This window comes from Nonomuraea sp. NPDC049129 (assembly GCF_040648495.1).
In the GTDB taxonomy this organism is placed as follows: Bacteria; Actinomycetota; Actinomycetes; order Streptosporangiales; family Streptosporangiaceae; genus Nonomuraea.
Genome location: NZ_JBEZDU010000005.1, coordinates 329,628 through 341,468, shown reverse-complemented (window position 1 = coordinate 341,468; position 11,841 = coordinate 329,628). Strand labels below are relative to the sequence as shown.

8 protein-coding genes are annotated in these 11,841 nt (G+C 69.7%); 5 read left to right on the top strand and 3 right to left on the bottom strand.

Going from position 1 to position 11,841, the window contains the following annotated elements; translation table 11 throughout:
• The first annotated feature begins 36 nt into the window (after positions 1 to 36).
• The 3 genes from AB0B64_RS17555 (at position 37) to AB0B64_RS17545 (ending at position 3,790) form a co-directional block, all read left to right on the top strand.
• Positions 37 to 468, top strand: coding sequence for an AMP-binding protein (locus tag AB0B64_RS17555; protein WP_358178371.1), 432 nt, complete (start codon positions 37 to 39; stop codon positions 466 to 468).
• A gap of 28 nt (positions 469 to 496) precedes the next feature.
• Positions 497 to 2,974, top strand: coding sequence for a LuxR C-terminal-related transcriptional regulator (locus AB0B64_RS17550; protein ID WP_358178369.1), 2,478 nt, complete (start codon positions 497 to 499; stop codon positions 2,972 to 2,974).
• Positions 2,975 to 3,037: 63 nt separating this feature from the next.
• Entirely contained in the window at positions 3,038 to 3,790 is a 753-nt protein-coding gene (locus AB0B64_RS17545) for an alpha/beta fold hydrolase (RefSeq protein WP_357950511.1), read from the top strand.
• A 192-nt stretch (positions 3,791 to 3,982) separates the two neighbouring features.
• On the opposite strand, the gene AB0B64_RS17540 is transcribed toward AB0B64_RS17545, so the two are convergent.
• Together AB0B64_RS17540 and AB0B64_RS17535 are read right to left on the bottom strand one after the other, a co-directional pair.
• Positions 3,983 to 5,416, bottom strand: a complete 1,434-nt coding sequence (locus AB0B64_RS17540) for an aldehyde dehydrogenase (protein WP_358178367.1) — start codon at positions 5,414 to 5,416, stop codon at positions 3,983 to 3,985.
• Positions 5,417 to 5,546: 130 nt separating this feature from the next.
• On the bottom strand, positions 5,547 to 8,564 hold the full coding sequence (locus AB0B64_RS17535) for a M14 family zinc carboxypeptidase (RefSeq protein WP_358178366.1): 3,018 nt from the start codon (positions 8,562 to 8,564) through the stop codon (positions 5,547 to 5,549).
• Between the two features lie 201 nt (positions 8,565 to 8,765).
• Here AB0B64_RS17535 and AB0B64_RS17530 point away from each other — a divergent pair, with 201 nt between their 5' ends.
• A complete protein-coding gene (locus tag AB0B64_RS17530; protein ID WP_357950518.1) occupies positions 8,766 to 9,656 on the top strand; it encodes a hypothetical protein in 891 nt (296 codons plus the stop codon).
• A 38-nt stretch (positions 9,657 to 9,694) separates the two neighbouring features.
• Here the strand turns inward: AB0B64_RS17530 and AB0B64_RS17525 are convergent, their stop codons facing one another.
• On the bottom strand, positions 9,695 to 11,023 hold the full coding sequence (locus tag AB0B64_RS17525) for a GH1 family beta-glucosidase (RefSeq protein ID WP_358178364.1): 1,329 nt from the start codon (positions 11,021 to 11,023) through the stop codon (positions 9,695 to 9,697).
• A gap of 93 nt (positions 11,024 to 11,116) precedes the next feature.
• Here AB0B64_RS17525 and AB0B64_RS17520 point away from each other — a divergent pair, with 93 nt between their 5' ends.
• The gene (locus AB0B64_RS17520; protein ID WP_357950523.1) at positions 11,117 to 11,767 is read left to right on the top strand and encodes a TetR family transcriptional regulator; all 651 of its coding nucleotides are present in this window, start codon (positions 11,117 to 11,119) and stop codon (positions 11,765 to 11,767) included.
• The last annotated feature ends 74 nt before the right edge of the window (positions 11,768 to 11,841 follow it).

Sequence of the window (11,841 nt, the reverse complement as noted above, 5' to 3'; positions counted from 1 at the left end):
ATGTGTGCATGAGATGCCCTCCATAGCGTGGGCGCCATGGAGGAGCGCATCGTGATGGTGGACTCTGGCACCGGCCTGTGTCTCACCGAGGGGGAGCTGGACGAGAGGTCGGCCGCCGCGACCGTCCAGCTGCGACGCCGGGGCGTGCGCGCGGGCGACACGGTGCTCATCTGCCTGACCGTCGGTCCCGACCTGCTGGTGGCCACCGACGCGGTGATAGCCGCCGGCGGGATCGTCTGGCCGGTTCCACCGGAGCTCGACGAGGGCAAACTGCGGGATCGGATCATGGCCAGCCGGGCCCGCCTGATGATCTCTGACCTGCCGCGGGCGATGAACGCGGCGAGAGAGTCACCCGTACGCATGGTGGTGAGCGTCGCGGAGCTACATTCGTATCCGGTCAGTCGCGAACTCTGCACGGAAAGTGATCCCACCGGGCGGCGAACCAAGGGAGACTGTGAGGGAGTGTGATCCTCCCGCCAACACTTGGACCTCCGCCATGACTCCGCAAGTCCAGCACAACCTCCCCGCCGAACCCAACCGTTTCGTCGGACGGGCGCGCGACGTGGCCGAGCTGTGCGCGCTGGTCCGCGGTGAGCGCGTGGTCACGCTCAGCGGAGTGGGCGGCATCGGCAAGACCCGCCTGTCGCTGCGGGTGGCGGCCAGCGCCCTGTCCGGCTTCGCCGACGGCGTGTGGCTGGTCCAGCTCGCCCGCGTCAGCGACCCCGAGCTGATCGTGAAGGAGATGGCCGACGTGCTCGGCGTCCGCGAGGAAGGCTCCGAGCGGCTGCTCGACGGGCTGCGGATCCGGCTGCGCGGCACCAGGACGCTGCTCCTGCTCGACAACTGCGAGCATCTCGTCGAGCCGTGCGCCGAACTGGTCGCCGGCCTGCTCGCCGACTGCCCCGAGCTGAGATTCCTGCTCACCAGCCGCGAGCCGCTGCGCATCCCCGGCGAGCTGATCTGGCGGGTGCCGCCGCTCGACCTGCCCGACGAGCGGCATCCCGACGCCGAGTCCGTGCTGTTCTTCGTCGAGCGGGCGGCCGCGGCCGGGGCCCGCGCCGTGACCGACAGCATGCCCGACGTCATCCGGCTGTGCCGGGCGCTCGACGGGCTGCCGCTCGCCCTTGAGCTGGCCGCGGCCCGCAGCAGCCTGCTCAGCCCGGGGCGCATCGCCGACCGGATCGGCGACCGGTTCAAGCTGCTGACCACCGGTGACCGAACCGCCCACGCCCGCCAGCGCACGCTGCTGGCCACGGTCGAGTGGAGTCACGACCTGCTCGCCCGTAAGGAGCGGGTGCTGCTGCGGCGGCTGTCGGTGTTCGCCGGGCGCTTCGATCTCGACCTGGCCGAGCAGGTGTGCGCCGACGGCGACCTGCTGCGCCGCGGCGAGGTGCTCGACGTGCTCAGCGGCCTGGTCGACAAGTCGCTGGTGCTCCACCACGGCGACGGCGGCCGCTACCACCTGCTGGACACCATCAGGCACTACGCCGCCGAGCGATTGTGCGAGGCGGGCGAGGAAGCGCGGCTGCGCGGCGGCCACCTCAAGGTGATCTGCGCCGAGATGGAGCGCTGCAACGAGGCCGGTTCGCTCCACCGCCGGTTGTCGTGGCCGGCCCGCGCCGTCCACTTCGCCAGGGGGCGCCGCCTGCTCGACGACTGCCGGGCGGCGATCGACTGGGCCGTCGAGTCCGGTGGTGCCGAGCTGGGGCTGCGCCTGGCCCACGCGGCGCTGACCATCCTCGCGGTGCGCGGCGATCTGCGGGAGAGCGTCGGCTGGTACGAACGGCTGCTCGGCCTCGACCTGTCGGGCGTGCCCGACCAGCTGATCGGCGTGGCCAAGGGCGGCCTCGCCTACGGGCTCGAGACGCGCGACGAACTCGACCGGGCCGCGGCGCTCATCGAGGAGAGCATCGAGGAGCAGCGGCGCCACCCCTATACGCACTGGCTCGGCGTCACCTACGGCGTGGCCCTGACCGTCTTCTTCCGCACCGGCCAGACCGGCATGGCCCTGCGCCACCTGCGCGAGCTCGAAGTGGCGGCCGCCGAGCACGACGACCTGTTCAACCTGACGACCGCCCGCATCGCCCGGCTCAACCTGGCGCTCTTCCAGGGACAACCGCGTCAGGCGCAGCGGTTCGGCGAGGAGGCGCTGGCCCTGGCCATGGAGACCGGCCACCACTGGACCCTGGCCAGGGCCCTGACCCACCTGGGCGCGGTGGCCGAGGCCAGGGGCGACCTGGCGGCCGCCATGCGGCACCACACGGCCGCGCTGCCCATCCTCGAGGAGCTCGACAACCGGGTCGAGCTGGCCCGCTGCCAGGCCAAGGTCGGCAGGGTGGCGGCCAGACTGCACGACTTCCCCGCCGCCCGGCGCAGCCTGGCCGCCAGCCTGGTGCTGAGCACGCAGACCGGTCGGCGCAGCGGCGTCGTCCGCGCGCTGGTCGCCCTGTCCGTACTGGCGCAGGCCGAGGGCGATCTCGACGGGGCGGTCGTCGCGGCCGCGGCGGCGAGCGCGCTGCGCGAGTCGATCGGCCAGCACGACGCCCCGGCCCGCACCCAGGAGCTGCTCTCGCTCGCCCGCGACAAGCTCGGCGAGGGCCGGGTGGCGCTGCTCTGGGCCAGCGGCATCGCGCAGGATCCCGGCGCGGTGGCCCGGCGGATCCTCGACCAGAAGGCCGACGCCGGAGACGTGCACGAGCCCGCCGCCCTGCTCCCGTCCCTGCCCGCCACGCTGTTCGTGTCCTCGTCGGGCCCGGCCGCCCGCGAGCCGCGCTACGCGACGCTGACGGCGCGCGAGCGGGAGATCGCCGGGCTGCTCACCGAGGGCCTGAGCAACCGGGCCGTCGCGGCGCAACTGGTGATCAGTCCGGCCACGGTGGCCAGGCACGTGGCCAACATCATGGAGAAGCTGGGCTTCGGCTCGCGCGCCCAGATCGCGGTATGGGCGGCCGAGCACGGCCTCGACAACCGGTGACCATGAGCGCCGTATGGGCGGCCGAACATGGCCTCGGCAACCGGTGACCATAAGCTCGGAAACATGGCGCTCGCTCCAAACTTCCCGGTCATGCTCCGCACCGAGGACGGCGTCCGCATCGACGCCGCGCACACCCCGTCCACCCGCTCCGGCCTCGGCATCGTGGTGGCGCACGGGTTCACCGGCTCATGGCGCGACCCGGCCACGCGGCGCATCGCGCACGTGCTGAGCGGCTACGGCGGCGTGGTCGCGTTCGACTTCCGGGGGCACGGCCGTTCCGGTGGTGAGTCGACCGTGGGTGACAAGGAGATCCTCGATGTCGACGCCGCCGTACGGCACGCGCGGGTGATCGGCTATTCCAAGGTCGCCGTGGTCGGCTTCTCCATGGGCGCCGCCGTGGCCGTACGCCACGCGGGACTGCTCGGCGGCATCGACGCGGTGGTGTCGGTGAGCGGCCCGGCCCGCTGGCACTACCGCGGCACCAAGCCGATGCGTCAGGTGCACTGGGCCATCGAGCGGCCGATCGGCAGGTGGGCGGCCAGGGTGGCCAAGCGCACCAAGATCGCTCGCGGCGAGTGGGACCCGATCCCGGTGCCGCCCCACGAGGCCGCCGCGCTGATCTCTCCGACGCCGCTGCTGATCGTCCACGGCGACGCCGACGGGTTCTTCCCGCTGGAGCACGCGCACCAGCTCTACGAGGGCGCCCGCGAGCCCAAGAAGCTCTGGATCGAGCGCGGCTACGGTCACGCGGAGTCCGCGGCGACCCCGGAACTCATCCGCCGAATCGGAAAGTGGATCAGTACGAACCTTTTCTGAGTAATAGACGTCTATCTAGGGCGTAAGGAAGAAATCCGCCGGGAGAAAGTCCTACGGGAAGGAAACCGTCGAGGCGGTGGACGTAGGACATACTTCGTGGAGTAGCGGAGACCACACCAAGCGTTGCGGGGGCGCGCTGGGTGCGGGGCGCCGTGAGAAGGGCTCCGGTACGTCGTACCGGAGCCCTGTTCCTTAACCCAGGCGGGCGATCGTCTTGTACTCCAGGTAGCTGCTGAGGCCCTCGGGGCCCAGTTCGCGGCCCACGCCGCTGGCCTTGTAGCCGCCGAAGGGCGCGTTCGACTCCAGCATGAAGCAGTTGATCCCGTAGGTGCCCGTGCGGACCTGGCGGGCCACCTCCATGCCGTGGTCGGCGTCGGCCGTCCAGACCGTGCCGGCCAGGCCGTAGTCGCTGTCGTTGGCGATGCGGATCGCGTCCGCCTCGTCCTCGTACGGGATCACCGACAGCACCGGGCCGAAGATCTCCTCGCGGGCGATGCGCATCTCGTTGGTGACGCCCGCGAAGACGGTCGGGGCGACGTACCAGCCGCGGTCCATCGGCCGGTCCAGGCCGCCGACGACGACCTTGGCGCCCTCGTCCATGCCGGCCTGGATGTAGCCCTCGACGCGGTCCTGCTGCCGCTTGGCGACCAGCGGGCCGATGCCGGTGCCGGGGTCGGCGGGGTCGCCGACGGGCTGGGAGGTGACCATGTTCGCGACCGCGTCCACGACCTCGTCGTAGCGGGTCCGTGAGGCCAGGATGCGGGTCTGGGCGACGCACGCCTGGCCGTTGTTCATCAGCGAGGCGATGGCCAGCATGCCCATGCTGGAGGGCAGGTCGGCGTCGTCGAGGATGATCGCCGCCGACTTGCCGCCGAGCTCCAGGCTGACCCGCTTGAGCTGCTCGCCGCAGATGGCGGCGATGCGGCGGCCCGCGGCGGTCGAGCCGGTGAAGGCCACCTTGTCCACGCCCGGGTGGGAGACCAGGTGCTCGCCGGCCTCGCGGCCCGCGGGCACGATGTTGAGCACGCCGGCCGGGATTCCGGCCTCAATGACCATCTCGGCCAGCAGGTACGCGTCGAGCGGCGTCTCCGGCGCGGGCTTGAGCACGATCGCGCAGCCGGCCAGCAGCGCGGGCGCGATCTTGGTCATGGCGACGAACTGCGGGACGTTCCACGGCACGATGGCCGCCACCACGCCCACCGGCTCCCGCCGCACGGTCGTCGGCCCGAACAGGCCGGGCCGCTGCTCCTCCTGGGCGAAGGTCTTGCCGTAGTCGGCGTAGTACTGCAGCATGCCGAGCGGCTGGGGCGCCTGCGCCAGGTTGGAGAAGGTGATCGGTGAGCCCATCTCCTCGGTGATGAGCGCGGCCATCTCGCCCTGACGGGCGGCGTAGATCTCGGCCAGCCTGCCGATCACCTCGGCCCGCTCGGCGAACGTCATGCGCGGCCACGGACCGTGGTCGAACGCCTGCCGCGCCGCGGCCACCGCGCGGTCCATGTCCTCGGGCGTGCCGTCGGGCACGCGGCCCACGACCTCTTCGGTGTGGGGGGAGATGACGTCGATGGTGCCGGTCCCGGCCGGGGCCACCCATTCGCCCCCGATGAACAGCGTGTCGTGCTGGCGCATGTCGTGAGCCTCCTGCTTGACCGAATGCTTGCTTGGCTACGGTGCTCCTCAAGGTGACCGAACCATGTTCTGTCCACGCGCGCAAGAGGGGTCCGGCACGCGCGTACGCGTACCGGACCCCTCCGGTCGATCAGCCGAGCAGGTGCCGCAAGGACCGCTTGACCAGGTCCGTGCGCATGGCCTGGGTCGTCAGGCTCTCCACGCCGAAGCCGAGGTAGACGGTGTCCTTGGTGGCGATGCCGCCGCCCTCCTCGAACACCTGGTCCGTGCGGGCCCAGGTGTTGATCGAGGGCGAGGTGCCCTCAGGAGGCGCCGCCGCGCTCCAGCCGCCCAGGTCGCTCTCGAACGAGGTCTGCTCCGCCGTCGCGCCGTTCAGCGTGACGGTGAAGTCGTCGAGGAAGACGCCCGCGCCCTGGGTGCTCCAGTCGCTGATGTACGAGACGGACAGCTCCACCTTCTTACCCGCGTACGGGGTCAGGTCGACCTTCCACTGCTGCCAGCCGGCCGAGTTGCCCGAGGCCGCGTTCCACGAGCCGGAGGTGCCGGTCGGCTCGCAGTTGGCGCCCTGGTAGCGCTGGGTGAACGGATGGAGCGCGCGCCAGCCCTCGCCGCCGCTGGGCGGGTCACAGCTGCTGCCCGTGCTCTGTGAGGTGTGACCGTTGACGTCGGGCAGGGTCGTCCAGTCGTCGCCGCCCACGGTGTGCGCCTCGACGGTCAGGAAGTCCCAGTCGGCCTCGGTGTCGTACGAGGTCCAGAACGACAGGTCGCCACTGGTCTTGCCGGTCAGGTCGACGGTCTTGGTCAGCCGCTTCCAGGAGGCGTCGGCGATGCCGCTGTAGACGTCCCAGGAACCGGTGTGCGGGTCGAACGGTCCGCCGGGCCGTGCCCACTTGACCGGCGCGGAGCTGGCGAACTGCGGGAACTGGGCGGCCGGCAGGATCGCCGAGGTCGCCACGAACGAGTTGGTGTGGCTCGGCTCCAGCGTGCCGGTGAAGCCCTTGAACCGGCCGCTCACGCCCTGCAGCGCGTACGGGAGGCCTGTGTCGGGGTTGGCGCCCGAGTCGTCGAAGAAGACGTAGGCGCCCAGCCAGTACTGCTGGAAGTCGTTGAACACCTGGATGCACGGCGGGTCGTTGGGGGTCGCGCATTCGGGCTGGGCCGGCTGGTCGGGCTGGTAGTAATAGGCGCCGTTGTTGTTGGCCGCGTATGACGGGTACTTGCCCGAGTGCAGGAGCTTGCCGCCCTCGTTCAGGTAGTCGCGCACGGCCAGCTCGGTGTCGACGCCGCCCTTGGAGGTGGTGCCGGCCACCTGGCCGACCGATCTCGGGATGATGTCGTCGCCCGTCTCCCAGACCACCGCCTTGTAGTGGCTGAGCACACCGAGCGCGTGCGGAGCCTTGCGGCCCATCTTGTCCATGTCATAGACGTCGGAGCTGTAACCGGCCTCGTCGAGCGCCTTGACGTAGTCGTCGGCGTACTTGGCCTCGGTCACGCCCTGGACGGGGCTGAGGCCCGTGACGTCCTCGGTGGCCAGCACCAGCACCTTGCCGCCGATGTCACTGGCGACCTGGTAGGTGAAGTCTCCGCTCTTCCTGCCGATCGAGCTGAACCAGACCTTGACCTTGTCCCCGGGCCTGGTGCCGGTGATCTTGCCGCGCATCCAGTGGTAGTAGGTGTCGTAGCCCTTGCCGTAGCGCTCGCCGCCCCGCCACTCGCCGGTCAGTACGGTCTTGGTCCGGCCGCCGTTGACCTGGTAGTTCAGGAAGATCGGGCCGAGCTTGCGCTTGGCGTCGACCTGGACCACCTGGTCCCGGCCGTAGCTGACCTCGAACGGGTCGAGCACGAAGTCGGCCGTTGCGTTGCCGAGGTGGTTGACCGGCTCGGACCAGTTGGTGGCCGACTTGGCCACGTCCAGGGCAAACGGGATGTTCTTCTCGAACTCCGCCTGGACCAGCGCCTCGTCGTCGGGGAAGACGAACCCGCAGCCGTCACAGCCCTCGTCGAGCTCCGGCGTCCAGGCCAGCGTGCCGTACGAGGCGTGGGCGTGGTCGGTCGTCTCGCCGTTGGTGGTGTAGAGCTCCGCCGACAGGTCCGGGTCGAAGCCCGGGATCGCCGGCTTGGCGTCGTTCCCGGAGATGGCCTCGTAGATCGGGTTGTCCGCGGTCTTGGTGGCGACCTGCCAGCCGATCGGATAGAGCAGCAGCGGGCCGAAGGAGTGGTAGTTCACCTGGCCCTTGAACCTGATCCGCTTGAGCAGTCCGTCGAGCGCCCTGGTCTCGGGCTCGCTGGCGGGCGCCGCGCCGCGGTAGGTCTCGCTGCTCGGGATCGACGAGGAGCCCTCCTCGTCGTAGTGGAAGTTGGTGGGGTAGTTACGGTTCGGGTCGACGCCGTCGCCGGTGGTGATCCGCCCGTCGCCGTCGTTGTCACGCAGATTCTTGCGCCACAGGCGGTTGCCCTCGGTGAAGGTGAAGTCGTAGCCGTCGGGGTTGGCGACCGGCACGAACCAGAGCTCGGTCCTGTTCAGCAGGTCCTTGAGCGCGGCCCGGTTGGCGATCACATGCTTCAGCAACCGCATGTCGACCTCGGTCGAGATCCACTCGCGGGCGTGCTGCGTCGCCGAGTACAGCGTCGCCGGCTTGATGCCGTCGGGCAGCACCCTGGCCAGGGCGGTGACCTTGACGGCGAGGATGTCCTGGCCCTTCAGCGTCTTGCCGAGGGACTCGATCTTCACTATGTCCTTGTTCGCGTTGGCGATGGCCTTGAGCTGGTCGGCGATGCCGCCCGGCTCGGAGTAGGACTTCCAGACGGTGTAGCCGCCGGTGGCCTGCGCCTTGGCGGCCTCCAACTGGGTCTGGCCCTGCGGGTTGCGTACGGGCTCCGGCTTGTAGCCGAGTTTGCGCAGGCCGTCGAGGTCGGTCTGGGCGGCGGTCACCTCGACGTGCTCCTTGCCGCCCTTGGTGTCCTGCTGGACGACGTCGAAGCCCTTCTCCTTGAGGGCCTGCCCGGTGCCGGGCGTGCTCTCCAGTTGGTAGAGCTCGATCCTGTCGCGGGGTGGTAGGGGGTCCACCGACGCCTGGGCCTCCAGGGCGACGAGGGACGTGCCGAGGCCGAGGACGACGGCGGTGGACAGGGTCAGTAATCGAGACACGAGGTCTGCCCCTTCGCAGAGACGAGTTTCGTCGCCATCTCAGACCGATACGTCGCGCTCGGCAAGGCCCAATCTTTATGCCTGCCTTAGATCGGACAATCTTCAGATAATTCGCCAAAGGGGCGCGACTTGCCGTGTTCAGGTGACAATATTCAAGATCATCTTCTATAGTTTCGGTCCGTCGATGAGGGGAGGACGGACGTGAAAATCAGTCGCTTCGCCCTATTCGCCATCGTCCTGGTGGGGCTGTTCGCGTTCCCTCTCCCGGTCTCCGCGGCTCCCAACCCGGCCGAGTTGCGCAAGCTGACCAAGCAGGCGTCCCAGCTCAACGACCTCTATCGCGGCCAGATCCAGAGCCTGGAGGAAGTACGGATCCAGGCCAAGAAGGCCACCGACAACTCCGGCGACCTGGAAGCCCGGCTCGCCAGCGCCAAGGCCGAAGTGACCTCGATCGCCCAGAGCACCTACATCGCGGGCCCGCTCGACGGCGTCCAGTTGATCGCCCCGGGCGTCGACCCCACTGTCGCGCTCGGCCAGGCGGCGAACATGACCTATCTGGCCAACGAGCGCATCAGCAAGGTGCAGAGCATCCAGGCGTTGATCGACAAGGCGGCGGACGCCAAGCGGACCGCCGCCGAAAAGATCGACAAGCTGAAAAAAGAGATCAAGACCATGCAGGGCAAGCGCCGCGAGATCGAGCGGCTCCTCGCCAAGTACGGTTTCCAGCAGCCGGGCGGCTCCTCGGGGCTCACGCCGCGCATGATCGCGGTGCGTGCCGAGATCATGCGGAACTTCCCCATGCCGTACGGGGTGGGCTGCCTGCGGCCTGGTGACCCCGGTGAGCACGGCAAGGGGCGGGCCTGCGACTTCATGATGTCGAGCGGCGGGCGGGCGGCCTCGGGGGCCGACGGCGACCGGGGTGACGCGCTGGCCGAGTGGCTGATCAAGAACGGGCCCCGGATCGGGGTGATGTACATCATCTGGAAGCAGCGGTATTACGACATTCGGTCGGGGGGTGGTTGGGACCCGATGTCGGATCGGGGTGGGGTCACCGCCAACCACTACGACCATGTGCATGTGTCGGTGTTCTAGCGGCTGTGCGGAACGACGGTCCGTTGTGGTTGGGGTCCCTACAGGGAGATACCCCCTCCGGGGGAGCGGGAGAAGGCTGCGATGAGGTCGCGGAGCCAGGCGTATGACGCCTTTGGCGTGCGGTGCTGGGTGGTGAAGTCCACGTGGACCAGGCCGAAGCGCTGGTGGTAGCCCTCGGCCCACTCGAAGTTGTCCAGCAGTGACCAGACGAAGTAGCCCCGGACGTCGACGCCCTCCGCCGCCGCCTGTTCCACCGCTCTGATGTGGCCGTCCAGGAAGGCGATGCGGCCCTGGTCGTCGATCGTGCCGTCCGGGCCGGGGACATCCTCCTGGGAGCAGCCGTTCTCCGTTACGTACACCGGCGGCAGCGCGGAGCCGTACCTGGTGCGCAGGCCCGTCAGGAGTTCGCGCAGGCCGTCGGGGACGACCGGCCAGCCGAAGGCCGTGGTGGGGTAGCCGGTGATGCCGTGGTCGGTGAAGGGCAGGCCGTCGTCCGTGGGCGCGCCGATGCGGGTGGGGTTGTAGTAGTTGATGCCCAGGCCGTCCAGGGGCGCGGAGATGACGGCCAGGTCGCCGTCGCGGACCACGTCCATGGCGCCGATGGCCTTCAGGTCCGGATACTCGCCCAGCAGGATCGGGTCGTTGAACAGGCGGTTGTGCAGCGTGTCGTACGCGTCGGCCGCCGCCAGGTCCGCGGGCTCCGCCGAGGCGGGCCAGACCGGGGTGCAGTTGTTCGTGATCAGCACCTGCCGCGCCCCGGCCGCGCGCAGCGCCTGTACGGCCAGGCCGTGGCCGAGCAGCTGGTGGTGGGCGACGGGCAGGGCGTCGAACAGCAGGGCCTGGCCGGGGGCGTGGACGCCCATGCCGTACCCGAAGGCCATGTGCACGAACGGCTCGTTCAGCGTGATCCACATGGGCACCCGGTCGGCGAGGCGCTCGGCCACTATCGCCGCGTATTCGGCGAAGTAGTAGGAAATATCGCGGTTCATCCACCCGCCCATGTCCTGCAGCGCCTGCGGCAGGTCCCAGTGGAACAGGGTCGGCACCGGCGCGATCCCCGCCGCCAGCAGGCCGTCGACCAGCCGGTCGTAGAAGTCGAGGCCCCTCGGCTCCACCCGGCCCGTGCCCAGCGGAAGCACGCGGGGCCAGGCGATCGAGAAGCGGTAGGCGTTGACGCCCAGGCCGGCCATGAGCGCGAGGTCCTCGGGCCAGCGGTGGTAGTGGTCGCACGCGACGTCCCCGGTGTGCCCGTCCCGGATGTGGCCCGGCTCGTGGGCGAAGGTGTCCCAGACGGAGGCGCCCCTGCCGTCATCCTTGACGGCGCCCTCGATCTGGTAGGCGGCTGTGGCCGTACCCCATAGGAACATGCGCACTCCTAAGCGATCATCCGAGTGGGACTCATGTTAACTCGCGGAGGCTCGGGGGAGCCTACCTGGCGGTAATACGCCAAGATGGGGGGCATGACGAGTACCCTGCGCCGGCGTCCAGCCCAACGCCGCAGCGTGGAGCGAGTCGAACGGATGCTCGACGAGTGCGCACATTTGCTCGACGAGGTCGGTTACGAGGCACTGACCACCAAAGAGGTCGCGCGCCGGGCCGAGGTGCCGATAGGCACGTTCTACCAATTCTTCTCCGACAAGCAGGGTCTGGTGCGAGCGCTGGCCCTGCGCAACCTCGATGCCTTCCTGCAGCGCATCACCGAGCGGCTCACGGAGCGGATCGCCGAGTCCGGTCTCGACCACTGGACCGACCTGGTCGACCTGGCCATCGACGAGTTCGTGGTGATGAAGCGGACCACTCCGGGATTCGCGGTGGTCGACTTCGGGGAGGTGCTGACGGCGCCGGGCGGGCCGGCGCTCAAGGGCACCGACCGGATGCTCGACGCCGCCCTGGAGAACAACGTCGTGGTCGCCGACCGGCTGCGAGCCCTCACGGTCGACCTGCTCGACGCTCCTGTCGGGCCGGGGCTCGACCGCGCCCTGCTGGTGGCGGTCGAGGCCACGGACGCGGTGCTCAAGCTGGCCTTCCGGGTGCGTCCCGACGGTGATTCCGACCTGATCGCCGAGTGCAAGCAGCTGGTCCACCGCTACCTGGCCGACCACCTGCCCTGACGGTCCGTCTGTCGCTGACGGACCGCCTGCTTCTGTGTCTGCGGCACTTCGCGGGAGCGCTCCCGCAACACGCC

Bases quoted from the DNA above. Each gene is read 5' to 3' on its own strand.
- AB0B64_RS17550 (WP_358178369.1), top strand. From the start codon at position 497: ATGACTCCGCAAGTCCAGCACAACCTCCCCGCCGAACCCAACCGTTTC.
- AB0B64_RS17545 (WP_357950511.1), top strand. From the start codon at position 3,038: ATGGCGCTCGCTCCAAACTTCCCGGTCATGCTCCGCACCGAGGACGGC.
- AB0B64_RS17540 (WP_358178367.1), bottom strand. From the start codon at position 5,416: ATGCGCCAGCACGACACGCTGTTCATCGGGGGCGAATGGGTGGCCCCG.
- AB0B64_RS17525 (WP_358178364.1), bottom strand. From the start codon at position 11,023: ATGTTCCTATGGGGTACGGCCACAGCCGCCTACCAGATCGAGGGCGCC.
- AB0B64_RS17520 (WP_357950523.1), top strand. From the start codon at position 11,117: ATGACGAGTACCCTGCGCCGGCGTCCAGCCCAACGCCGCAGCGTGGAG.
- AB0B64_RS17555 (WP_358178371.1), top strand. From the start codon at position 37: ATGGAGGAGCGCATCGTGATGGTGGACTCTGGCACCGGCCTGTGTCTC.